This is a genomic window from Frigoribacterium sp. CFBP9029 (assembly GCF_034045305.1).
In the GTDB taxonomy this organism is placed as follows: Bacteria; Actinomycetota; Actinomycetes; order Actinomycetales; family Microbacteriaceae; genus Frigoribacterium.
On the sequence record NZ_JAXCWB010000008.1, the window covers coordinates 17,299 to 40,046 of the forward strand.

Consider the following 22,748-nt stretch of genomic DNA (forward strand, 5'->3'; position numbering starts at 1 on the left):
TGCACATGGGCGCAGAGAGCGCCCAACCAAAGAGCAAGAGTACGCGACACGCCCGGGATCACGCAAGCCGCGCCTCCTCGGCATCGACGGCGGCAGCCGAGGAGGCGCGGGTCAGCCCTCGGAGGAGCCGCGGGTGACCGCGGGGTCGCGCCCCGCGGCGGCCTCGGCCGAGCACGCCGCGCAGAGCCCGAAGACGTCGACGATGTGCTGCGCCTCGGTGAAGCCGTGCTGAGCGGCGACCTGGCGGGCCCAGGTCTCGACCGCGTCGGCCTCGATCTCGACCGTGGTTCCGCAGACGCGGCAGATGAGGTGGTGGTGGTGCGTGCCGGGGGTGCAGGCGCGGTAGAGGCTCTCGCCCTCCTGCTGCAGCGAGTCGGCCGATCCGTCGGAGGCGAGGTCGGACAGCGCCCGGTAGACGGTCGCCAGCCCGATGGGCGAGCCCGCCTCGCGCAGCTGGGTGTGCAGCGACTGGGCGCTGACGAAGCCCTCGCTGCTGTCGAGCGCCTCGCGCACGGCCTCGCGCTGCCAGGTGTTGCGTCGGACCACCATCTCAGACCTCCTGCTTCGCGGCCAAGGCTACCCGTGCGGGTCGGCGCGGCCTGAGCGTGCGGGCGTCGCGACGACGGCCGATCACACGACAGACGAGCCAGATGGCGAACGAGATGGTCGTGACGTAGGGGCTGATCGGCAGTCCGCCGCCGAGTGCGAGCAGGATCCCGCCGACCACCGAGGTGACGGCGAAGGCGATGCTCAAGAGCGGCACCAGCCGCGGGTTCACCGTGAGCCGGAGGGCCGCGGCGGCGGGGGTGACGAGCAGCGAGAGCACCAGCAGGGCGCCGACGATCTGCACCGACACGGCGACGGCGAGGCCGAGCACGAGCATGAAGACGATGCCGAGGGTCCGCACCGGGATGCCGGCGGCGGCGGCCACGTCGGGGTCGACGCTGGCGAAGGTGAGCGGGCGCCAGACGATCAGCAGCGTGACGATCACGACGGCCGAGATGGTCATCAGCCAGCCGAGCTGGGGGTTGTCGACGGCGACGATCTGACCGGTCAGCAGGCCGAACCGGTTGGCGGACCGGCCCTGGTAGAGGGCGAGGCAGAGGATGCCGATGCCGAGGCCGAACGGCATGAGCACCGCGATGATCGAGTTGCGTTCGCGCGCCCGCGACCCGAGCACCCCGATCAGCAGGGCCGCCACGACGCTGCCGACGAGCGACCCCGCGACGACGTTGGCGCCGAAGAGAAGGGCGGCCGACGCGCCGGCGAACGACAGCTCGCTGATGCCGTGAACGGCGAACGGCATGTTGCGTGTGAGGACGAACGGGCCGATCAGCCCGCCGACCAGGCCGAGCACGGCGCCGGCGATGATCGAGTTCTTGACGAGGGCGACGAGCTCGCCGAAGTCCTGGAACGAGAACAGCTGGGCCCACAGGTCGGTCATCGCGGCCCTCCGTCGTCGTCGAGCGGCTCGAGGTGGTGGTCGTCGTGCCCGTGGCTGCCGACGATGACGATGCGCCCCATCGTGCGGATGACGTCGACCGGGGTGCCGTACAGCTCGCTCAGCACGGGCGCCTGCAGCACCTCGTCGGGGGTGCCGATGCGGAACGAGCCCCCGGCCAGGTAGAGCACCCGGTCGACGACGTCGAGGATCGGGTTGACGTCGTGCGTGACGAAGACGACGGCCGTGTTGCGGGCCCGGCGCTGACGGTCGAGCAGCTCGGTGACGCCGCGCTGGTGCCGCAGGTCGAGCGAGATCAGCGGCTCGTCGCAGAGCAGCAGGGCGGGGTCGGCGGCGAGTGCCTGGCCGACGCGGGCGCGCTGCTGCTCGCCGCCCGAGAGCGAGGCGACGGGGGCGTCGGCGAACGAGGTCGCGCCCACCTCGTCGACGAGGGCGTCGATGGCGGCCCGTTCGGCGGCGCTCTCGCGGCGCAGGCCCCAGCGGTGGCCGGTGACGCCGAGGGCGATCATGTCGCGGGTGCGGAGCGGCGTACCGGTCTCCATCAGGCGCTGCTGCGGCACGTACCCGATGCGGCGGTGCCCGCGGGCGACCGGCCTGCCGAGGAACTCGATGGTGCCGGCGGTGAGCTCCTGCTGACCGAGGATGGTCCGCAGCATGGTGGTCTTGCCGGCGCCGTTCGGGCCGAGCACGGCGATGAACTCGCCGGGGGCGACGTCGAGGTCGAGCCCCGACCAGAGGGTCCGGTCGCCGAAGCCGACGCCGGCGTCGCGCAGGCGCAGCACGGCGTCGCCGTCGCGCCCGGCCGAGGAGGCGCGGGTCGCGACGGCGACGGAGTCGTCGGGGTGCCGCTGGGTCACCGGTCGAGTGCCGCCTTGATCGCGTCGATGTTGCTCTGCTGCCACGAGATGTAATCATCCCCCTCCGGGAGGAGCTCCGTGACCGGCACGATGGCGACGCCGGCGTCGGTGGCGGCCTTCTCGACGGCCTCGGTCTCGGGGCTCGAGGTCTGCTCGTTGTAGGCGAGCAGGTCGACGCGGCCGTCGGCGAAGGTCTTGAGCGTCTCGTTGAGCACCGCGGGCGACACGTCGTCGCCCTCTTCGATGGCCTCGGAGAAGGAGGCGGGGGTCACGTTCACGAGACCCATCTCGTCGAAGAGGTAGCCGGGCACCGGCTCGGTGTAGGCGACCGACTCGCCGTCGTGCGCCGTCTTGATCTCGGCGGCCTGCGCCTCCAGGTCGGCCACGCGGTCGCCGAACGCGTCGGCGTTCGCGGTGAAGGTGTCGGCCTGGTCGGGGTCGATCTCGCCCAGCTGGTGCGCGATCTCGTCGGCGAGGGCGCCCATGCTGTGCAGGCTGTAGAAGACGTGCTCGTTGAACGCGCCGTGCTCGTGGTCGTGCTCGTGCTCGTCGGCGTGGTCGTCGCTCGTGGCGTCGGCGGAGGGCTCGGCCTCGTCGGCGTGCTCGTCGTCGGCGTGCTCGTCGTCCGTGTGCCCCTCGGCGTCGGGGTCGAGGCCCGAGACGTCGACGGCGTTCACGACCGCGGCCGACGAGTCGCTCGCGCTGAGCATCGTGTCGACGAAAGCGTCGTAGCCGCCGCCGTTCTCGATCACGACGTCGGCCCGCGAGACCGCGAGCTGGGTGCGGGCGTCGGCCTCGTACGAGTGAGGGTCCTGAGAGGGGTCGCTGATGATGCTGGTGACGTCGACCGCGTCGCCGCCGACGGTCTGAGCGATGTCGCCGTAGACGTTGGTCGATGCGACGACCGAGATCGCGCCTCCTGAACCGTCGTCACCCGCCGCGCCCGCCGACCCCGACGACGAGCAGCCGCTCAGCACGAGGGCCGCCGCGGCGGGCAGGGCGAGCAGGGGCAGGGTGCGGCGGAGGTTCATGTCGTCGACGCTATTGCTACTGATAATGATTGTCAAGACGAGGAGGCGCGGCTCGGCTGCCGACCCGCGACGCGCCTCCTCGGAACCGCCGAGACCCCGGGAACGCGCTGAGACCCCCGTGTGCGCACGAGGGCCTCGGCGATCCGCTGGGGTCTGGTGCCCCGGAGTGCGAGCGCGGCTACGCCTTCGTGGCGGCCTCGACCGACTCGGCGCTCGCGTCGTCGTCTTCGCGACCCGGTGTCTTGAGGTTCCACTTCTTGATCACGAAGCTGAAGATGACGTAGTAGACGACGGCGTAGCCGAGCCCGATCGGGATCAGCCAGATCGAGTTCTGCGAGATCGAGAAGTTCAGCACGTAGTCGATCAGACCCGCCGAGAACGAGAACCCGGTGTGGATGTCGAGCGCGTTGACCAGCATCATCGAGGTGCCCGTCAGCACAGCGTGCACCACGTAGAGCGGCCAGGCGACGAACATGAACGAGAACTCGAGTGGCTCGGTGATGCCCGTCAGGAAGGCCGTCAGCGCGGTCGACAGCATGATGCCGCCGATCAGCTTCTTCTTCTCGGGGCGGGCGTGACGCCAGATCGCGAGGGCCGCGGCGGGCAGGGCGAACATGAAGATCGGGAAGAACCCGGTCATGAAGACGCCGGCGCTCGGGTCGCCCTGGAAGAACCGGGTCAGGTCGCCGCGGTAGACCGTGCCGTCGGCGCCCGAGTAGTCGCCCACCAGGAACCACACGATGTTGTTCAGGATGTGGTGCAGACCCGTGGGGATCAGGAGGCGGTTGACGACCCCGTAGACACCGCCGCCGACCACGTCGTTGGACGCCACGGCCGTGCCCACCCAGGTGAGCGCCGCGTTGAAGATCGGGTAGACGAACGACATGACGACGCCGACGACCAGACCCGTGCCGGCCGTGAGGATCGGCACCAGTCGACGGCCGGAGAAGAAGCCGAGGAACTCGGGCAGCTTCGTCCGGTAGAAGCGCTGCCAGAGCACCGCGGACAGCAGACCCATGACGATGCCGCCGAGCACGCCGTAGTCGATGACCGCCGGATCGCCGGTCGCCGTCGTCTCGCCCGCCAGCACGAGAGGGGACATGGCCTCGAACACGCCGTCGATGACCATGTAGCCGACCACGGCGGCCAGGGCCGTCGAGCCGTCGGACTTCTTCGCCCAGCCGATCGCGATGCCCACCGCGAAGATCAGCGGCAGCCAGGTGAAGACCGCGTTGCCCGCCGCGCTGATGACCGAACCTCCGGTCTCGAACCCGGGGATGCCCCCGAGCAGGTCGGGCTGGCCCAGCCGGAGGAGCAGCCCCGCGGCGGGGAGCACCGCGATGGGCAGCATGAGGCTGCGCCCGAGGCGCTGCAGCACGGCGAACGCGCCGGCACCCCTCTTCGGCGCTGCGGCCGGTGCGGCCTCGGTCTCGGACGTCGTCATGCGCGGATCCTCTCGTCGATGAGCAGTCGGCCGGGGCATCGTCGTGGGCACGGTGCCGGTCGATCTGAGGCCTGTCCGGTCCTGTCCGGTCATGACCAGTGAGTGGTAGTTTCCTCAGACCGGCGGATGGTGTCAACTGGGAACCCGCGTTCCGTGTCAGCAGAACCGGGTCATGTCACCCGCGATGGAGGAGAACAGCTCATGTCGAAAGCACAGGCCATGATCGACGGACTCGGCGGCGCCGACAACATCGACGAGATCGAAGGCTGCATCACCCGCCTGCGCACCGACGTCAAAGACGTCTCGCTGGTCGACGACGCCGCCCTCAAGGCGGCCGGTGCGACCGCCGTCGTCCACGCCGGCGGCAGCGTCCAGGTGATCGTGGGCACCATCGCCGACACCCTCGCCGAAGACATCAACGACCTCCTCGACGCGTGACGGTCGTCACGGCCCCGGTCGCCGGGCGGGTCGTGGCGCTCGCCGACGTGCCCGACGCGGTGTTCGCCGGCCAGCTGGTGGGGGCGGGCGTCGCGATCGAGCCGAGCGCGCCTCCTGCGGGGCGGGGTGCCGGTGCCGGTCTCGTGGCCGTGTTCTCGCCGATCGCCGGCGAGGTCGTCAAGCTGCACCCGCACGCGTTCGTCGTCGTGCACGACTCGGGCGTCGGCGTGCTCGTGCACGTCGGCATCGACACCGTGAAGCTCGGCGGCTCGGGCTTCGAGCTGGCCGTCGCCGAGGGCGCGAACGTCGCCGCGGGCGAGCTCGTCGTGACCTTCGACCCGGCCGTCGTCGCCGAGGCGGGCTACTCGGCGGTCTGCCCCGTCGTCGTGCTCGACAGCGCACCCGACACCGTGTCGCAGGAGGCGGTGGGCACGTCGGTCGCGCCGGGCGACGCCCTCTTCACCGTCTGACCGCGGCGCCGGGCTCGGGTCAGCCCTGCGGCTCCGTCGACGACACCTGCATCGACACGCGGTAGCGGTCGGAGCGGTACCAGGTCGCCGAGTGCTCGACCGGCACGTCGCCCGAGTACGACACGCGGTCGAAGAACAGCACGGGCGCGCCGTCGCGCGTGCCGAGCAGCGTCGCCGTCTCGGCCGAGGCGCCCTCCGCAGAGACCGTCTGCCGGGCGCGGGTGACGGGCAGGTCGTATTCGTCGCCGAAGAGGCGGTAGAGCGACAGGGTCAGGTCGTGGTCGAACAGCCCGGCGAAGCGCGCGGCCGGGAACCACGCGTCGTCGATGCTGACCGGTTCGCCGTCGGCGAGGCGCAGGCGCTTCACCCGGAACGCGGTCTCGCCGGGTGCGATCTCGAGCGCCGCGGCGGTGTCGGCAGGAGGCACGGCCTCGTCGCGCACCAGCACGACCGTGCTCGGAACATGCCCGAGCGACGTCATCTCGCTGGTGAACGAGGCCAGGTGCAGGGTCGACTGCACCACGCGGTGGGCCACGAAGGTGCCCTTGCCGCGCACCCGGGTGAGCCAGCCCTCGTTGACCAGCTGGCCGACCGCCTCCCGCACTGTGATGCGGCTGACGCCGTAGTCGGCCATCAGCTGGCGCTCGCTCGGCACGGCGGCGCCGGCGGGCAGCTCGGTCGCCGCCATCTCCTGCAGGATGCCGCGGAGCTGCTCGTGCTTCGGCACCGACCCGTCGACGATGTGCTGCGGCATGGCGGACCGGCCCCTCCTCGAGTCGACCGGCGGTGGTCCCGTCCGGTCATGACGTGTCGTCGACACGACCCTACGACAGGACGCCGAGGAGGCGCGGTGCGGGACTCCCCGCACCGCGCCTCCTGGATGGCAGAGCCGGCTCAGTCGAGCAGCAGCGCCGGCTCTTCGAGCACGCTCGCGACGTCTGCCACGAAGCGGCTCGCGACGTCGCCGTCGACCACGCGGTGGTCGAAGCTGGCGCCGATCGTCGTCACCATGCGGCTGCGGACCTCGCCGTCGACGACCCACGGCTTCTGCTTGATCGTGCCCAGGGCGACGATGGCGACCTCGCCCGGGTTGAGGATCGGCGTGCCGGTGTCCATGCCGAAGACGCCGATGTTCGTGATGGTGATGGTTCCGTCTTGCATGTCGGTCGGCGTCGTCTTGCCGTCGCGTGCCGTGAGGGTGAGCTGCTCGAGCGCCTGCGCGAGCTGGAGGAGGCTCATCGACTGCGCCTCTTTCACGTTCGGCACGATCAGCCCGCGCGGGGTCGCCGCGGCGATGCCGAGGTTGACGAAGTGCCGCACGAGGATCTCCTTATCGGTCCACGCGCTGTTCACCATCGGGTTGCGACGCACGGCCCAGATGATCGCCTTCGCCATGATCAGCAGGGGCGAGACCTTGACGCCGGCGAACTGCGGCGACGCCTTGAGGCGCTTCACGAACTCCATCGTGCGGGTCGCGTCGACGTCGACGAACAGGCTGACGTGCGGCGCGGTGAACGCCGACGAGGTCATCGCCCGGGCGATCGCCTTGCGGACGCCCTTGACGGGGATCCGCTCGATGCGCTCCTCGCCCCACTCGGGCGTCTCGATGTTGCGGAACACGCTGGCCTGCTGCGCGTGGCGGATCACGTCGTCGCGGGTGACCTCGCCGGCGAGACCGGTGGGCTGGACGATCGACAGGTCGACCTCGAGGTCCTTGGCGAGCTTGCGGATCGGCGGCTTCGCGATGATCGGCAGGGCCTGCGCGGCCGGCACCGACGTGGTCGGGCGGCGGCGGGCCTGCTCGGCGACGCGCAGCTGACGGGCGTCGACCTCGGTCTGGGCGGGCTTGCGGCGTCGGGTCGAGCCCGATCCGCCCGCGGCCCCGTAGCCCACGAGCACGGCCCCCGAGCCGCTGTCGTCCGAGTCGGCGGGTGCCGAGGCGACCGAGCCGGTGCCGCCGCCGGCCGCGACGTCCTCCGCCGACGGAGCCGGTGCGGCGGGCGCAGCCGGTGCGGCGGGCGCGGTGGCGATGGGAGCAGCCGCAGGTGCCGCGGCGGCAGCGTCGTCCGCCCCCGAGGAGGCGCGGGTAGTCACGACCGGGATCGACGCGGTGTCGAGACCCCTGGCCCGCTGCTCGGACAGCGCCTGCTCGTTCTGCGAGACGACCTGGGCGGTGCGGGCGAGTCCACCCGATTCGGACGCCTCGGCTTCGGCGGCGCGGTCGCCCGGGGTGCGGGGCGCGCCTCCGTCGCCGATGCGGATGATCGGCGTGCCGACGTCGACCGTCTCGCCCGAGGCGACCAGCACGCTCTCGACGACGCCCGCGAAGGGCGACGGCAGCTCGACGAGCGACTTGGCCGTCTCGATCTCGACGAGCACCTGGTTGATCTGGACGGTGTCGCCCGGGGCGACCCGCCATTCGACGATCTCGGCCTCGGTGAGGCCCTCGCCGACGTCGGGCAGAGCGAATTCGCTGGTCATGAAGATCTCTCTCAGTACGCGAGGGCGCGGTCGACGGCTTCGAGGACGCGATCGGCGTCAGGCAGATACAGCGTCTCGAGCTTCGCCGGAGGGAACGGGGTGTCGAAGCCGCTGACCCGCAGCACGGGGGCCTCGAGCGAGTAGAACGCCTTCTCGGCGACCGTCGCGGCGATCTCGGAGCCGACGCTGACGAAGCCGGGGGCTTCTTGGGCGACGACGAGTCGGCCGGTCTTCCGGACCGACTCGAGGATGGGGCCGTAGTCGACCGGCGACAGCGAGCGCAGGTCGACGACCTCGACGCTGATGCCCTCGGCGGCGGCGATCTCGGCGGCCTGCAGCAGAGTGCTGACCATGGCGCCGTGGCCGAGCAGCGTGACCTCGGTGCCGGTGCGGACGACGCGGCTGGCGTGCAGCGGCGCGTGCGGGTCGGTGCGGTCGACCTCGCCCTTGGGCCAGTAGCGGCTCTTGGGCTCGAAGAACATGACCGGGTCGTTCGACGCGATGGCCTCCTGGATCATCCAGTACGCGTCGTGCGGGGTGCTCGGGCTGACGACCCGCAGGCCGGCCGTGTGGGCGAAGTACGCCTCGGGGCTCTCCTGGTGGTGCTCGACCGCGCCGATGTGCCCGCCGTACGGCACCCGGATGACGACGGGCATCTGCAGGGTGCCCTCGTGGCGTGCCGTCATCTTGGCCAGCTGCGACGTGATCTGGTCGAAGCCCGGGTAGATGAAGCCGTCGAACTGGATCTCGACGACGGGTCGGAACCCGCCCATCGCGAGTCCGATGGCTGTGCCGACGATGCCCGACTCGGCGAGGGGCGTATCGATGACGCGGTTCGCGCCGAACTCGGCCTGCAGCCCCTCGGTCACGCGGAACACGCCGCCGAGCGTGCCGATGTCCTCACCCATCAGCAGCACGCGGGGGTCGTCGGCCAGGGCCTTGCGGAGACCGGCGTTGATGGCGCGGCCGAGCGGCATGGTCTCGAGGGAGGCGCGGGTCGGCTCGCCGGCGGCCGTCGCGTCGGCCGTCGTGGTCGGGTTCGGGGCGGTGTCGGTCATGCGCGTCCTCCGTCGGTGTCGGCCGTGGTCGGGTCGGCGGTCGGGCCGAAGCTGTTCTCGTACGAGGCCAGCCATTCGCGCTGTTCGCGCATGACGGGGTGCGGTTCGGAGTAGACGTGCTCGAACATCGACGACGCCTCGGGCTTCGGCAGCTCGAGCGTGCGGCGACGGATGTCGGCACCGAGGTCGTCGCCCTCGGCCTCGAGCCCGGCGAAGAACGCGTCGCCCTCGCCGCGCGAGCGGAGGAACGCCTCGAAGCGGTCGATCGGGTCGCGGGCGATCCAGCTCTGCAGCTCGTCGTCGGTGCGGTACTTGGTCGGGTCGTCGGACGACGTGTGCGCGCCGATGCGGTACGTCATCGCCTCGATGAAGCGCGGACCGCCGCCGCTGCGGGCGGCGTCGAGGTCGCGGCGGCTGACCGCGTAGCTGGCGAGCACGTCGTTGCCGTCGATGCGGGTGCCGGGCACGCCGAAGCCGATGGCGCGGTTGACCAGCGGGGTGCGCGACTGGGTGGCGACGGGCACGCTGATCGCCCACTGGTTGTTCTGCAGGAAGAACAGCTCGGGGGTCTGGAAGCTCGCCGCGAAGACCAGCGCCTCGCTGACGTCGCCCTGACTGGTGGCGCCGTCGCCGAAGAAGGTGATGACGGCCTCGTCGACCTCGGGGTCGCCGCTGCCCGTCTTGCCGTCGATCGTGAGGCCCATCGCGTAGCCCGTGGCGTGCAGGGTCTGCGACCCGATCACGAGCGTGTAGACGTGGAAGTTGCCGCGTTCGGCCGGGTTCCAGCCACCGTGGGTGTGGCCGCGCAGCAGGCGGAGGATGTCGACCGGGTCGACTCCCTTGGCCAGGGCGACGGCGTGCTCGCGGTACGAGGGGAAGAGGTGGTCGTGCGGCCTCGACGCGTGCGCGACGCCGACCTGGGCCCCCTCCTGACCGTGGCTCGGCACCCACAGGGCGAGCTGCCCCTGACGGGCGAGCGCGGCGGCCTCGCGGTCGAAGCGACGGGTGAGGACCATGTCGCGGTGCATGGCGCGCAACCGGTCGTCGCCGAGGGCGTCGATGTAGGGCTGGAACTCGGCACCGGCGTCGGATTCGACGAGCTCGCCCGTCGGGCTGAGCAGCTGGACCGTCGTGACGCCGTGTTCCGCATCGATGGAAGACATGACGACCATTCTACCGGCGGCTACATGCCGTCAGAGTGATGTGTTCAGGCGCACCTGCTGGGCCGCGTGCAGCAGTCTGTCGACCGACGACGGCTCGCCGATCGTGATGCGGATGCCCTCGGGCGCGAACGGCCGGACGATGATCCCGTGGTCGGCGAAGACGCCCGCGGCGGTGGCGGTCTGCTCGCCCGTGGGCAGCCAGACGAAGTTGCCCTGGGCTGCCGGGACGTCCCAGCCCTGGTCGATCAGCGCCTGTCGCACCTGGTCGCGCAGCATGGCGATCCGGTCGACGCGGGTCATCAGCTCGGACTCGTGGGCGAGCGACGCGAGCGCGGCCGCCTGCCCCTGCTCGGTGACCGACAGCGGGATGGCGGTGGCCCGAGCGGCGTCGAGCACCGAGGAGGCGCCGATCGCGTACCCGACGCGCAGTGCCGCCAGCCCGTACGCCTTCGAGAAGGTGCGGAGCACGACGAGGTTCGGGTGGCGCTCGGTCAGCGACTCGCCGTCGACCGCGTCGGGGTCGGTGACGAACTCGGCGTAGGCCTCGTCGAGGATCACCAGGAGGTCGTCGGGGACGGCCGACATGAAGGTCTCGAACTCGTGGGTGGTGACCGTGGTGCCCGACGGGTTGTTCGGCGAGCAGACGACGACCAGGCGCGTGCGGTCGGTGACGGCCGCGGCCATGGCTTCGAGGTCGTGGCTGCCGTCGGCGCGGGTGGGCACCTGCACGCTGGTCGCACCGGCCACGGTGACGAGCCCCGGGTAGGCCTCGAACGAGCGCCAGGCGTAGACGACCTCGTCGCCGGGGGCGGCGGCGGCCTGGATGAACTGCAGCAGCAGCGAGACGGACCCCGCGCCGACGTGCACCTCGTCGATGGTGACGCCGAACTTCTCGGCCAGGGCGCCGCGGAGCGCCGCGGCCGTCGCGTCGGGGTAGCGGTTGACCGTGACGGCGCCGCGGAGGGCCTCGACGACGGCCGGCAGCGGCTCGAACGGGTTCTCGTTCGACGACAGCTTGAAGGCGTCGGGCGACGCCTGCTTGCCCTGTCGGTACGGCGGCAGGGCGGCGATCTCGGGGCGAAGTCGAACGGGAGTCATCACCCGGCCACCCTAGGGGCTGCCACCGACGGATGACGCGGCACCGCGCCTCCTCGGTGGGACGCCGCACTACCGCGCGAGGGCGCCCGTTCGGCATGATGGGGGGATGACCCGATTCATCGTGAGGCTGCTCATCAACGCCGTGGCCCTCTGGCTGACCACCCTGATCGTGTCGGGTGTCGACGTCGACCCCTACGGCGTGGGCGGCACCACCGAGACGGTGCTGACGTACCTGCTCGTCGCGCTGATCTTCGGCGTGGTCAACGGCGTCGTCGGCACGGCGATCCGGGTCGTCGCGTTCCCCCTCTACGTCCTCACCCTCGGGCTCGTGTCGCTGATCGTCAACGGGCTGCTGCTCGGCATCGTCGCCTGGATCTCGGGCCTGATCGGCTTCGGCCTCGAGATCGAGGGCTTCTGGTGGGGCGTGCTCGGCGCCCTCGTGCTCGCGATCCTGGCCTGGCTGATCGGCATCGTCGTCCGCCCGATCGTCGAGTCCGGCGACCGCCGGCGGTGAACCGCTTCAGCGTCTGCTTCGTCTGCACCGGCAACATCTGCCGCTCGCCCATGGCCGAGACGGTGCTGCGGTCGCTCGCCGACGCGGCCGGGCACGGCGACGACCTCGTCATCTCGTCCGCCGGCACCGGCGACTGGCACGTCGGCGAAGGCGCCGACCCGCGCACGGAGACCGCCCTCGCGGCCCGCGGATACGATGGCTCGCGTCACCGGGCGAAGCAGTTCGCCACCGACGACTTCGCGCGGCACGACCTCGTCGTCGCGTTCGACCGGGGGCAGGAGCGCATCCTCCGCTCGTGGGCGACGAACGACGCCGACCGGTCGAAGGTGCAGCTGCTGCTGACGTTCGATCCCGCCGCGGCCGCGCGTGCGGGTGTGACGGGCACCGACGTCCCCGATCCGTACTACTCAGACGCCGCGATGTTCGACACGGTCCTCGACCTGGTCGAGCAGTCGTGCGCCGCACTCTTCCGCCAGATCGAACCAGCACTCCGCAAGGGACCCTCATGACGTTGCCCCCTCAGCCCCTCAGCCCCCTCGACGGCCGGTACCGCGCCTCCGTCGGCTCGCTCGGCGACCACCTCAGCGAGGCCGGTCTCAACCGTGCCCGCGTGCACGTCGAGGTCGAGTGGCTGATCGCGCAGACCGAGCGCGGGGCCTTCGGCTCGAGCCCGCTCGACGAGTCGCAGAAGCGGGCGCTCCGGGCGATCGTCGCCGACTTCGGTCAAGACGCCATCGACGAGCTCGCCGGTCTCGAGGCCACCACCCGCCACGACGTCAAGGCCGTCGAGTACTACGTGCGGGCGCGCCTGACCGACCTCGGCCTCGACTCGATCGCCGAGCTGACCCACTTCGCCTGCACCAGCGAGGACATCAACAACCTCTCGTACGCCGTCACCGTCAAGGCCGCCGTCGCCGAGGTCTGGCTGCCCGCCTTCGACGCCGTGATCGACGCCCTGACGCGCTGGTCGACCGACGCCCGCGACGTGCCGATGCTCGCCCACACGCACGGCCAGCCCGCGACCCCGACCACGGTCGGCAAGGAGTTCGCGGTCTTCGTGCACCGCCTGCAGCGCCTCCGCGCGCAGATCGTCGCGACCGAGTACCTCGGCAAGTTCAGCGGCGCGACGGGCACGTTCTCGGCGCACGTCGTCGCCGACCCGTCGGCCGACTGGCCCGAGATCTCGCGGGCCTTCGTCGAGGACAGCCTCGGCCTCGTCTGGAACCCGCTCACCACGCAGATCGAGTCGCACGACTGGCAGGCCGAGCTGTACTCGCGCGTCGCCCACGCGAACCGGGTGCTGCACAACCTCGCGACCGACGTCTGGTCGTACATCTCGATGGGGTACTTCACGCAGATCCCGCAGGTCGGCGCGACGGGCTCGTCGACGATGCCGCACAAGATCAACCCCATCCGGTTCGAGAACGCCGAGGCGAACCTCGAGCTCTCGTGCGCCCTGCTCGACTCGCTCGCCTCGACGCTCGTCACCTCACGCCAGCAGCGCGACCTGACCGACTCGTCGACGCAGCGCAACATCGGCGTCGCGTTCGGTCACTCGATGCTCGCGCTCGACAACCTGCGCCGCGGGCTCGGCGAGATCGCCGTCGGCACGGTCGCCCTCGAAGCCGACCTCGACTCGAACTGGGAGGTGCTCGGCGAGGCGATCCAGACGGTGATCCGCGCCGAGGTCGTCGCCGGCCGCTCGTCGATCGCCGATCCCTACGCGATGCTGAAGGAGCTCACCCGGGGCAAGCGGGTCGGGCAGGCCGAGCTCATCGCGTTCGTCGAGGGGCTCGACATCGGCGACGACGCGAAGCGCCGGCTCACCGCGCTGACACCGCCGACGTACACGGGCATCGCGTCGCAGCTGGTCGACCGCCTGGCGTAGCCCGCCACTCGTGCGCCGGCGCGCTTCGGCGGGTTCGTGTCATCGGGGGCGGGTCAGCGCTGACCCGCCGCGAGTGACGGGAACCCGCCGAACCCGCCGGCAGCGCGCAGAACCGCAGTGCACCGAACTGCACCGCGCAGAACTGCAGCGCACCGCACCGCCCAGAACTGCGCGGGGCGGAGCCGAGGAGGCGCGGGTCGGCGGGTCCCGCCGGCGCCGGTCAGTGCCCGCGCGGCTTGTCGGCGTCGTCGAGCTCGTGCTGCTCGTCGTCGTTGGGCTTCGCCGCGAGGGCGAGCATGGCGATCACGACGAGGGCGACGATGAAGCCGATGCAGAGGAAGATCAGCGCGAGGTCGAGTTCGCGGGTGGTGAGCAGCACGACGACGCCGATGAACACGGCGAACACCGCGCTGAGGCCGAGGAACTCGGCGGGGCGGACGCGGTCGCGCCAGCTGGGTTGGGTCATCTCTGGGGTACTCCGTCTGAACTGGTGTCGGCGTCTGAAGCGGGGTGGGCGGGGATCCCCGCCGGGTCGGGTGTCGTGGTCTGCCACTTGAGCGACAGGCCCGCGATCACGAGGAACACGCCGACGAGGGCACCGTACGCGCCCAGCAGGCCGACCAGCACGGTCGACGAGGTCAGCACGCCCTCGATCCGCTCGATGCCGCCGAGCTCGCGGGCGTAATCGGGCGGCACGAGCACGAAGGCCAGGGCGAGCGCGAGCGTCAGCGCCCCGACGGTCGTCCAGTCACGGGCGAGCGGCGAGCGGCCGCGACGCCGCAGACCCGTGACGAGCTCGAGTGCCCCGGTCACGAAGGCCCAGGCCAGGACGACGGCGACGAGCACGGTCAGCCCGCCCGACGAGAAGACGAGCGCCGCGATGCCGGCCAGGAGACCCACGACGCCCTGCACCAGCTGCATCGTCCGGCTCGACGGGTCGGACGACAGGCGGGTCGCCGCGCCGAGCGCGAGGACGAGCCCGGCGACCAGGGTCGCCGCCCCGAAGACGATGAGCCCGATGCGGGCCGAATGGTCGGGTGAGAACGTGATGATCACGCCCATCGCCAGGGCGGGCACCGCGCGGAGCAGCGGGACCGGCCAGTAGCGCGCGCTGCGGGCAGCGTCGGGATGGGCAGACACGGGACCTCTTTCGGGCGTCGGGGAACCCGAGGAGTTTACCGCCCCTCCCCTGACAGGCCTCCGGGACGATCACCCGTCGCTCACCCCTTCTCACGACGGTTACCCAGGGGGCTCCCTTACGGTCGCTACATCCAAGGGCGCATCGCTCACGACACGCGGCTGGGAAGTCGACCACCGCCGGAGCCCGATGACGTCCGTTGCACCATCCCCGACCACCGACCGCTTCGCCGACTCCGGTTTCCGGGCCACCGTCCCCGGCCGGGTCAGCAAGCCGACGAGCACCTACTCCGAGCTGCTGAAGAGCGTGCGCGACGCGGGTCTCCTCAAGCGTCGCACCGGCTTCTACATCACCGTCTTCGTCGTGCTCGTGCTGAGCCTCGGCGGTGCCGCCACCGGCTTCGTCCTGCTCGGGTCGAGCTGGTTCCAGCTGCTGATCGCCGCGGCGCTCGGGGTCATCCTCACGCAGTTCGCGTTCCTCACCCACGAGGCGTCGCACCGTCAGGTCTTCGCGTCGGGCACGACGAACGACAAGGTCGGCCGCGTGCTGGCCGCCGGGGTCGTCGGCATCAGCTACGCGTGGTGGATGACGAAGCACACGCGTCACCACGCGAACCCGAACACCAAGGGCAAAGACCCCGACATCGCCTTCGACACGATCTCGTTCCTCGAAGAGGACGCCGCGAAGCAGCGGGGCGTGCTCGGCTTCATCACGCGCCGCCAGGGCTACTTCTTCTTCCCGCTGCTGCTCGGCGAGGGCGTCAACCTGCACGTGACGTCGTTCCGCACGCTGCTGGGGCGTCAGAAGGTCGAGGGCCGTGCGCTCGAGATCACGCTCATCGCCGTGCGTCTGGCCCTGTACTTCGGCGTCGTGTTCTGGTTCCTGCCGCTCGGCATGGCGTTCGCGTTCATCGGCGTGCAGATGGCCGTGTTCGGTCTCTACATGGGCTCGTCGTTCGCCCCGAACCACAAGGGCATGCCGATCATCCCCGAGGGCGCCAAGGTCGACTTCCTCAGCAAGCAGGTGCTGACGTCGCGCAACATCACGGGCCGCTTCTCGACCGCGTTCATGGGCGGGCTGAACTACCAGGTCGAGCACCACCTGTTCCCGAGCATGGCGCGCCCGCATCTGCGGGCCGCGAGCCGCCTCGTGAAGCAGCACTGCGCCTCCTACGACATCCCGTACACCGAGACCACGATCACGAAGTCGTACGGGATCGTCGTCCGGTACCTGAACCGGGTCGGGCTCGCCGCCCGCGATCCGTTCGACTGCCCGGCCGCCCAGCAGCTGCGCCCCCGCTGAGTCGCTCGCTCGCAGCACCGGTCGCCCAGCGCGCCGATCGCGAGCAGGTCGACCGCAGACCGCCCCGCCCCTCGATCCGTCGAGCGGCGGGGCGGTCCGTCGTTCAGGCCGTCCGGCCGTCGCGTCGCGTGACGAGGAAGTCCACGTACCGCACGCGGGAGTCGGCGTCCGGTCGGGGTCGGCCGGCCGCGACGTTCTGCCGACGGTGGTCGGTCACGTCGTCGGACGTGCGGGTGCGGGGCTTCGAGTAGCCGACGATCCGGACGGGTTCGGTGGCCGGGTCGCTCCGATAGGTGCTCGTCACGATCGGTCCGCCCTCCGCGAATGAGCCCCGGCGGTCGCGCGGGGACGCTCCCAACCTAGAGACGGCGCCGAACGCGGTGAAGGGGGTTGCCAGGGCGCGGCGACGCTGCTAGGAGCGGACCAGCCGAGGAGGCGCGGGTCGCCGACCCGGCGGGCGTCACGCGGTCGCGGGCCACGCCTCCAGCTGCCACCCGAGCCACGGGCTGAAGGCGAAGGGCGCGGCGGCCACGGCGCGGCGGAGCTCGGCCGGATCGACCCAGGCCCACTCGGCGACCTCGTCGGGCGACGGGTCGGGCGTGCCGACCACCCGGGCGGTGAACACGGGGCAGATCTCGTTCTCGACGACGCCCGAGGCGTCGGTGGCGATGTAGCGGAAGTCGGGGAGGATGACCTCGACGTCGCTGACCTCGATGCCCAGCTCCTGCGAGGCGCGGCGGCGGACGGCGTCGGCCGGCGTCTCGCCGGGGGCCGGGTGGCCGCAGTACGAGTTCGTCCAGACACCGGGCCAGGTCTTCTTCGACAGGGCGCGCCGGGTCACGAGCACACGACCGAGGTCGTCGACGACGTGGCAGCTGAAGGCGAGGTGCAGGGGCGTGGTGGCGGTGTGGACGGTCGCCTTCTCGGTCGTCCCGACCGGTTCGCCCGACTCGTCGAGCAGCACGACCAGCTCGGCCTGCGGCCCCGGAGCGATCTCGTGGGGCTCGACCGCTGAGGAGGGTTTCTCGGATGTCATGAGAGGTAGTCTGCCTGGCGTGGACGGTGAACTTCTTCGCGAACGGACGCGGGAGCGGCATGAGCGTGTCGACGCCGTCCTCGACGGCTTCTTCAGCCTGGCCAAACGCCGGGCCGAGTCGGTCGGCTCGCGCTACGTCGATCTCTGGTCCGTGCTCGAGCGCAACAGCGCCGGCGGCAAGCGGTTCCGCCCGCGCATGGTCTTCACGGCGTACGACGCCCTGGGCGGTGGCGACGAAGACGCCGTGGCGGGTGTCGGGGCGGCCTTCGAGCTGCTGCACACCGCCCTCATCGTGCACGACGACGTCATCGACCGCGACTTCTCACGGCGCGGCATCCCGAACGTCTCGGGCAGCTACCGCGACACCGCGACGACCGCCGGTCTCTCGACGCCCGCAGCCGAGCACCGGGGCATGTCGGCCGCCGTCATCGCAGGCGACCTCGCGCTGACCGGTGCGAGCCGCCTCCTCATGCAGGTGCGGTGCGAGAGCGGGGTCCAGGCGCGCCTCCTCGACATCCTCGACGAGGCCATCTTCGTCAGCGCCGGCGGCGAGATGGTCGACGTCGAGCTCTCGCTGTCGGACGACGTGCCGACGGTCGACGAGATCCTGAACATGGAGCGCGCGAAGACCGCGGTCTACTCGTTCGAGGCCCCGCTGCAGGCCGGCGCCGTCCTGGCCGGGGCCGGCGACGACGTCGTCGACGCGGTCGGCGAGTTCGGCCGCGAGGTCGGGGTCGCCTATCAGCTGGTCGACGACCTGCTCGGCGTCTTCGGCACCGAAGAGAGCACGGGCAAGACGACGCTCGGCGACCTCCGCGAGGGCAAGCGCACCGTGCTGATCGCGCATGCCGCGACGACCGACCAGTGGTTCGCGATCCAGCCCTTCGTCGGCAAGGCCGATCTGACCCCCGACGAGGCCGCGCACGTGCGGAGCAGGCTCGAGGCGTGCGGTGCCCGGTCGTTCGCCGAGACGCTCGTCGAGCAGCACGCGGCACGGGCCCTGGCCGTGCTCGAGGGCCCCGCGATCGGCGACGCCCTCCGAGACGCCCTCAGCCCGCTCGTCTCGACCGTCCTCGAGAGGGTCCGATGACCGGCCTCGCGCTGTACGACACCGTCGCCGACCAGACGGCGTCGGGGGTGATCCGTCGGTACTCGACGTCGTTCGGGCTGGCCTCGCGCCTCCTCGGGGCCGACGTCCGTCAGCACGTCGAGAACGTCTACGCGCTGGTGCGGGTCGCCGACGAGATCGTCGACGGGCCGGCCGCCGAGGCGGGCCTCGACCCCGAGTCGTCCGCGCGGTGCCTCGACGAGTTCGAGGCCGAGACCGAGCGGGCGATCGAGACGGGCTTCAGCGCGAACCTCGTCGTGCACGCCTTCGCCCGCACCGCTCGCACCGCCGGCTTCGGCAGCGAGCTGACCCGCCCCTTCTTCGCCTCGATGCGCGCCGACCTCAGCGCCCGCGAGCACGACGCCGAGTCGTTCGACCGCTACGTCCACGGCTCGGCCGAGGTCGTCGGTCTCATGTGCCTCCGTGCGTTCCTCCTCGGGCACGCGTTCCCGTCGTCGACCGTCGCCGAGCTCGACGAGGGCGCCCGGCGCCTCGGCGCGGCCTTCCAGAAGGTGAACTTCCTGCGCGACCTCGCGGCCGACTTCGAGCAGCTCGGCCGCAGCTACTTCCCCGGGGTCGACGTCGGCTCGTTCGACGAGGCCACCAAGGCCCGCCTCGTGGCCGACATCGACGACGACCTGCGGGTCGCCGGCGACATCATCCCGGTGCTGCCCGCGACGTCGCGACGCGCGGTCGCCCTGGCGCACGGCCTGTTCGCCGAGTTGAACCGCCGTCTCGAGGCGACCCCCGCCTCCTCGCTCATCCGCGCCCGTGTGCGCGTGCCCGACCCGGTGAAGGTCCGCATCGCCCTCGCGTCCGCCGCCGGCCGCACCACCCGCATCCCCGACCGCCCCGCCGAGAGGACCTCGTGAGCACACCCTGGCTCGACCGCGCCACCGGAGACACCACCGTCGAGCGGCACGGCTCGCGCGCCGTCGTGATCGGCGGCGGCATCAGCGGTCTGGCCTCGGCGGCGCTGCTCGCCCGCGAGGGCCACGACGTCGTGCTGCTCGAGAAGAACGACGCCGTCGGCGGTCGCGCCGGCTCGTGGAGCCACGACGGGTTCCGCTTCGACCTCGGCCCCAGCTGGTACCTGATGCCCGAGGTGTTCGACCACTTCTTCCGGCTGATGGGCACGTCGTCGGCCGAGCAGCTCGACCTCGTCGAGCTCGACCCCGGCTACCGCGTCTACTTCGAGCCGTCGGCCGACGGCGGGTCCGACGCGCCCATCGACGTCCCCCGCGGTCTCGAAGAGAACGTCGCGCTGTTCGAGTCGATCGAGCCCGGCAGCGGCGACCGCATGCGCAGCTACCTGCGGTCGGCCCGCGACACGTACGAGATGGCCAAGCAGAGGTTCCTCTACACGAGCTTCGAGAGCGTCGGGCCCCTGCTGCGCGGAGACGTCGTCGTCCGTCTGCCGAAGCTCGCGCGCCTCCTGCTCCAAGACCTCGACACGTTCGCGTCGCGCACGGTGAAGGAGCCGCGACTGCGGCAGATCCTCGGCTACCCCGCGGTGTTCCTCGGATCCTCGCCGTTCAAGACGCCGAGCATGTACCACCTGATGAGCACGCTCGACCTCGACGACGGCGTGCTCTACCCGCGCGGCGGCCTGATCACCGTCATCGACGCGATCGAGCGCGTGGCCCGCGAGGCGGGGGTGCGCATCGAGACCGAGGCGTCGGTCACGCGCGTGACGACCGCCGAGCCCGTCGTCGGCGAGGGTCGTGCCGGTCGGGTGCGCTCGCGGGGCGTCGTCACCGGGGTCGAGTACGTCGACGCCGACGGCGAGGCGCAGCGCCTCGAGGCCGACGTGGTGGTCGGGGCCGCCGATCTGCACCACATCGAGACCACGATGCTGCCCCCGTCGCTCCGCACCTTCGACGACGACTACTGGACGAAGCGCGACCCGGGGCCGAGCGCCCTGCTGATGTACCTCGGCGTCGAGGGCGAGATCCCCGAGCTCGAGCACCACACGCTGCTGTTCGCGAACGACTGGCACGAGAACTTCGACCGCATCTTCGGGGCCGACAAGCGCATCCCCGACCCGCCCTCGCTCTACGTCTGCAAGCCGAGCACCGTCGACCCGTCGACCGCGCCCGAGGGTCACACGAATCTCTTCGTGCTCGTCCCGCTGCCCGCCGACCCGGCGCTCGGTCGCGGCGACGTCGACGGAGACGGCGACACGCTGATCGAGCGGCTCGCCGACCTCGTGATCGAGCAGATCGCGAGCTGGACGGGCGTCTCCGACCTCGCCGACCGCGTCGTCCTGCGGCGCACCCGCGGCCCCCGCGACTTCGTCGACGACGTCAACGCCTGGAGCGGCAGCATGCTCGGCCCGGCACACACCCTCGACCAGAGCGCGATGTTCCGCGCCGGCAACACGTCCGAGCACGTCGAGAACCTCTTCTACGTCGGCGGCTCGGTGCGACCCGGCATCGGTCTGCCGATGTGCCTGATCAGCGCCGAGATCCTGCTGAAGAACCTGCGCGGCGACCGCAGCACCGAGCCGCTGCCCGAGCCGGGCGAGTCGACCTCGAGCGCGCCTCCCCGGTCCGAGTCCGCCGCCTGATGGGCCTGCTCTACCTCGTCGCCCTCTGCATCTCGATCTTCGGCATGGCGATGCTCGACCGCCGGTTCACGCTGTTCTTCTGGCGTGACGCCCCGCGGGCGTTCGTGACGCTGCTGGTCGGCGTCGTGTTCTTCCTGATCTGGGACATCGTCGGCATCGACACCGGGGTGTTCTTCCGAGGCGAGACGTCGTTCATGACCGGCATCCAGATCGCCCCCGAGCTGCCGCTCGAAGAGGTCTTCTTCCTGACGCTGCTCTGCTACCTGACGATGAACCTCCTCGCCGGCACGCGGCTGATCGTCGATCGTCGCGCCTCCGGTCGAGAGGGCGGCGCCTCATGACGTACTGGGCGATCAACGCCGTGTTCCTCGCGCTCGTGGCCGTGGTGGCGGGGGCCGCCGTGCTGGCTGCCTGGTGGCGCGGTCGGGCCGAGCGCGCCTCCTCGGCCGCCCGTGTCGCCCGCGTGCGCGCGGCCGGCCTCTCGACGGTCGTGCTGCTGCTGATGACCGCCGTCTTCGACAACATCATGATCGGGGTCGGCCTGGTCGACTACGCGCCCGACCGCATCAGCGGCGTGAAGATCGGCATCGCCCCCCTCGAGGACTTCGCCTACTCGGTGGCCGCGCTCGTGCTGCTGCCGTCGGTGTGGACCCTGCTCGGCGGACGCCGGGCCCCGAAGGAGGCGCGCTCATGAAGACGTTGACCGCCCTGTTCTGGTCGTCGCGGCCCCTCAGCTGGATCAACACGGCGTTCCCGTTCGCGGCGGCGTTCATCCTGACGTCGGCGAGCTCGGATCCGATGTACGCATTCGGCGGTTCGTCGATGCCGATCGGCTCCGACGGTGCGAGCACCGTCGCCATCGTCCTGTCGTCGGGTGCGACTGACGCCTTCGACTTCGGCGCCGTGCCCTGGCTGATCGCGATCGTCGGCATCGTGTACTTCCTGGTGCCCTACAACCTCGCGATGTACGGCATCAACGACGTCTTCGACTACGAGAGCGACCTCCGCAACCCGCGCAAGGGCGGGGTCGAGGGCGCGCTGCTCGACCGCGGTCTGCACCGCACGACGCTGTGGGCCGCCCTCGTCACCAACGTGCCGTTCCTGATCTTCCTGGTGATCGTCGGAAGCCCGCTCAGCTGGCTCGTGCTGGCGATCAGCGTCTTCGCCGTCATCGCCTACTCGGCGCCCGGGCTCCGCTTCAAGGAGCGCCCGTTCGTCGACTCGATCACGTCGAGCACCCACTTCGTCAGCCCCGCCGTCTACGGGCTAGCGCTCGCCGGCGCGACCGTCACGCCGCAGCTCGTCGCGCTGCTGGGCGCGTTCTTCCTCTGGGGGATGGCCAGTCACGCGTTCGGCGCCGTCCAGGACGTCCTCGCCGACCGCGAGGGCGGCATCGCGTCGATCGCGACGGTGATCGGGGCGAAGGCGACCGTCCGGTTCTCGGTCGTGGCGTACCTCCTCGCCGGGGTGCTGATGACCCTCACCGAGTTCCCCGGCCCGATCGCGGCGATCATCCCCGTGGTCTACGCGATCAGCTGCGCCCCGTGGTGGAACGTCGCCGACGCCGACGCGGAGGGCGTCAACCGCGGCTGGAAGCGGTTCCTGACGCTGAACTTCCTGTCGGGCTTCGTCACGACGATGCTGCTCATCTGGTGGGTCGCCCTGGCCTGAGACGGCCCCGGCCCGAGACG

At 71.2% G+C, this 22,748-nt stretch carries 26 protein-coding genes; 12 read left to right on the forward strand and 14 right to left on the reverse strand.

Annotated elements, in window-relative coordinates; all coding sequences use genetic code 11:
* Window positions 1-111: 111 nt before the first annotated feature.
* From SOM11_RS11310 to SOM11_RS11330, 5 genes are all read right to left on the reverse strand, one after another.
* Window positions 112-546, reverse strand: coding sequence for a transcriptional repressor (locus SOM11_RS11310; RefSeq protein ID WP_320478148.1), 435 nt, complete (start codon window positions 544-546; stop codon window positions 112-114).
* Window positions 547-550: 4 nt separating this feature from the next.
* Window positions 551-1,444, reverse strand: a complete 894-nt coding sequence (locus tag SOM11_RS11315; protein WP_320478065.1) for a metal ABC transporter permease — start codon at window positions 1,442-1,444, stop codon at window positions 551-553.
* Window positions 1,441-2,244, reverse strand: a complete 804-nt coding sequence (locus tag SOM11_RS11320) for a metal ABC transporter ATP-binding protein (protein ID WP_192061670.1) — start codon at window positions 2,242-2,244, stop codon at window positions 1,441-1,443. The genes SOM11_RS11315 and SOM11_RS11320 overlap by 4 nt, the downstream gene beginning before the upstream one ends.
* Before the next feature lie 71 nt (window positions 2,245-2,315).
* Complete coding sequence (locus SOM11_RS11325) at window positions 2,316-3,350, reverse strand: metal ABC transporter solute-binding protein, Zn/Mn family (protein ID WP_320478066.1); 1,035 nt, start codon at window positions 3,348-3,350, stop codon at window positions 2,316-2,318.
* 178 nt (window positions 3,351-3,528) lie between these two features.
* Window positions 3,529-4,794 (reverse strand): PTS transporter subunit EIIC, encoded by a 1,266-nt coding sequence (locus SOM11_RS11330; RefSeq protein WP_320478067.1) that lies wholly within the window; start codon window positions 4,792-4,794, stop codon window positions 3,529-3,531.
* A gap of 201 nt (window positions 4,795-4,995) precedes the next feature.
* Here SOM11_RS11330 and SOM11_RS11335 point away from each other — a divergent pair, with 201 nt between their 5' ends.
* Together SOM11_RS11335 and SOM11_RS11340 are read left to right on the forward strand one after the other, a co-directional pair.
* Window positions 4,996-5,232, forward strand: coding sequence for a glucose PTS transporter subunit EIIB (locus tag SOM11_RS11335; protein WP_320478068.1), 237 nt, complete (start codon window positions 4,996-4,998; stop codon window positions 5,230-5,232).
* Window positions 5,229-5,702: a PTS glucose transporter subunit IIA gene (locus SOM11_RS11340; protein WP_320478069.1), complete on the forward strand. Its 474-nt coding sequence runs from the start codon at window positions 5,229-5,231 to the stop codon at window positions 5,700-5,702. The genes SOM11_RS11335 and SOM11_RS11340 overlap by 4 nt, the downstream gene beginning before the upstream one ends.
* Window positions 5,703-5,721: 19 nt before the next feature.
* Here SOM11_RS11340 and SOM11_RS11345 read toward each other — a convergent pair whose 3' ends face one another.
* The 5 genes from SOM11_RS11345 to SOM11_RS11365 all read right to left on the reverse strand — a co-directional run bounded on the left by SOM11_RS11345 (window position 5,722) and on the right by SOM11_RS11365 (window position 11,502).
* A complete protein-coding gene (locus SOM11_RS11345) occupies window positions 5,722-6,456 on the reverse strand; it encodes a GntR family transcriptional regulator (protein WP_192061640.1) in 735 nt (244 codons plus the stop codon).
* Window positions 6,457-6,596: 140 nt separating this feature from the next.
* On the reverse strand, window positions 6,597-8,183 hold the full coding sequence (locus SOM11_RS11350) for a dihydrolipoamide acetyltransferase family protein (protein ID WP_320478070.1): 1,587 nt from the start codon (window positions 8,181-8,183) through the stop codon (window positions 6,597-6,599).
* Between the two features lie 11 nt (window positions 8,184-8,194).
* Window positions 8,195-9,241, reverse strand: coding sequence for an alpha-ketoacid dehydrogenase subunit beta (locus SOM11_RS11355; RefSeq protein ID WP_192061638.1), 1,047 nt, complete (start codon window positions 9,239-9,241; stop codon window positions 8,195-8,197).
* Entirely contained in the window at window positions 9,238-10,404 is a 1,167-nt protein-coding gene (locus SOM11_RS11360; protein ID WP_192061637.1) for a thiamine pyrophosphate-dependent dehydrogenase E1 component subunit alpha, read from the reverse strand. Before SOM11_RS11360 ends, SOM11_RS11355 begins: the two co-directional genes overlap by 4 nt.
* 30 nt (window positions 10,405-10,434) lie before the next feature.
* Window positions 10,435-11,502, reverse strand: a complete 1,068-nt coding sequence (locus tag SOM11_RS11365; RefSeq protein ID WP_192061669.1) for a histidinol-phosphate transaminase — start codon at window positions 11,500-11,502, stop codon at window positions 10,435-10,437.
* Window positions 11,503-11,608: 106 nt separating this feature from the next.
* Here SOM11_RS11365 and SOM11_RS11370 point away from each other — a divergent pair, with 106 nt between their 5' ends.
* From SOM11_RS11370 to purB, 3 genes are read left to right on the forward strand one after another with little or no spacing between them, the layout of a single operon-like run.
* Window positions 11,609-12,016, forward strand: a complete 408-nt coding sequence (locus tag SOM11_RS11370) for a phage holin family protein (protein ID WP_192061636.1) — start codon at window positions 11,609-11,611, stop codon at window positions 12,014-12,016.
* A gap of 50 nt (window positions 12,017-12,066) precedes the next feature.
* Window positions 12,067-12,525: a low molecular weight protein-tyrosine-phosphatase gene (locus SOM11_RS11375; RefSeq protein WP_192061668.1), complete on the forward strand. Its 459-nt coding sequence runs from the start codon at window positions 12,067-12,069 to the stop codon at window positions 12,523-12,525.
* The gene (purB, locus tag SOM11_RS11380; RefSeq protein ID WP_320478071.1) at window positions 12,522-13,904 is read left to right on the forward strand and encodes an adenylosuccinate lyase; all 1,383 of its coding nucleotides are present in this window, start codon (window positions 12,522-12,524) and stop codon (window positions 13,902-13,904) included. Before SOM11_RS11375 ends, purB begins: the two co-directional genes overlap by 4 nt.
* Window positions 13,905-14,124: 220 nt before the next feature.
* Here purB and SOM11_RS11385 read toward each other — a convergent pair whose 3' ends face one another.
* Window positions 14,125-14,370, reverse strand: a complete 246-nt coding sequence (locus tag SOM11_RS11385; protein WP_192061634.1) for a hypothetical protein — start codon at window positions 14,368-14,370, stop codon at window positions 14,125-14,127.
* A complete protein-coding gene (locus tag SOM11_RS11390; RefSeq protein ID WP_320478072.1) occupies window positions 14,367-15,044 on the reverse strand; it encodes an HdeD family acid-resistance protein in 678 nt (225 codons plus the stop codon). The genes SOM11_RS11385 and SOM11_RS11390 overlap by 4 nt, the downstream gene beginning before the upstream one ends.
* Before the next feature lie 187 nt (window positions 15,045-15,231).
* Between SOM11_RS11390 and SOM11_RS11395 the strand changes: the two genes are divergently transcribed.
* A complete protein-coding gene (locus SOM11_RS11395; protein ID WP_192061633.1) occupies window positions 15,232-16,344 on the forward strand; it encodes a fatty acid desaturase family protein in 1,113 nt (370 codons plus the stop codon).
* 103 nt (window positions 16,345-16,447) lie between these two features.
* On the opposite strand, the gene SOM11_RS11400 is transcribed toward SOM11_RS11395, so the two are convergent.
* Together SOM11_RS11400 and idi are read right to left on the reverse strand one after the other, a co-directional pair.
* Window positions 16,448-16,648, reverse strand: coding sequence for a hypothetical protein (locus SOM11_RS11400; protein WP_320478073.1), 201 nt, complete (start codon window positions 16,646-16,648; stop codon window positions 16,448-16,450).
* A gap of 156 nt (window positions 16,649-16,804) precedes the next feature.
* Entirely contained in the window at window positions 16,805-17,380 is a 576-nt protein-coding gene (gene idi / locus SOM11_RS11405) for an isopentenyl-diphosphate Delta-isomerase (protein WP_243215273.1), read from the reverse strand.
* A 19-nt stretch (window positions 17,381-17,399) separates the two neighbouring features.
* Between idi and SOM11_RS11410 the strand changes: the two genes are divergently transcribed.
* From SOM11_RS11410 to SOM11_RS11435, 6 genes are read left to right on the forward strand one after another with little or no spacing between them, the layout of a single operon-like run.
* Complete coding sequence (locus SOM11_RS11410) at window positions 17,400-18,470, forward strand: polyprenyl synthetase family protein (protein ID WP_243215272.1); 1,071 nt, start codon at window positions 17,400-17,402, stop codon at window positions 18,468-18,470.
* Window positions 18,467-19,360 (forward strand): phytoene/squalene synthase family protein, encoded by an 894-nt coding sequence (locus SOM11_RS11415; protein ID WP_192061629.1) that lies wholly within the window; start codon window positions 18,467-18,469, stop codon window positions 19,358-19,360. Before SOM11_RS11410 ends, SOM11_RS11415 begins: the two co-directional genes overlap by 4 nt.
* On the forward strand, window positions 19,357-21,057 hold the full coding sequence (crtI, locus tag SOM11_RS11420; protein WP_320478074.1) for a phytoene desaturase family protein: 1,701 nt from the start codon (window positions 19,357-19,359) through the stop codon (window positions 21,055-21,057). The genes SOM11_RS11415 and crtI overlap by 4 nt, the downstream gene beginning before the upstream one ends.
* Window positions 21,057-21,398 carry a lycopene cyclase domain-containing protein gene (locus tag SOM11_RS11425; protein WP_243215270.1) on the forward strand — a complete coding sequence of 114 codons (342 nt, stop codon included), beginning with the start codon at window positions 21,057-21,059 and terminating at the stop codon, window positions 21,396-21,398. The genes crtI and SOM11_RS11425 overlap by 1 nt, the downstream gene beginning before the upstream one ends.
* Entirely contained in the window at window positions 21,395-21,751 is a 357-nt protein-coding gene (locus tag SOM11_RS11430) for a lycopene cyclase domain-containing protein (protein ID WP_192061626.1), read from the forward strand. Before SOM11_RS11425 ends, SOM11_RS11430 begins: the two co-directional genes overlap by 4 nt.
* Entirely contained in the window at window positions 21,748-22,728 is a 981-nt protein-coding gene (locus tag SOM11_RS11435) for a prenyltransferase (RefSeq protein WP_320478075.1), read from the forward strand. Before SOM11_RS11430 ends, SOM11_RS11435 begins: the two co-directional genes overlap by 4 nt.
* Window positions 22,729-22,748 lie beyond the last annotated feature (20 nt).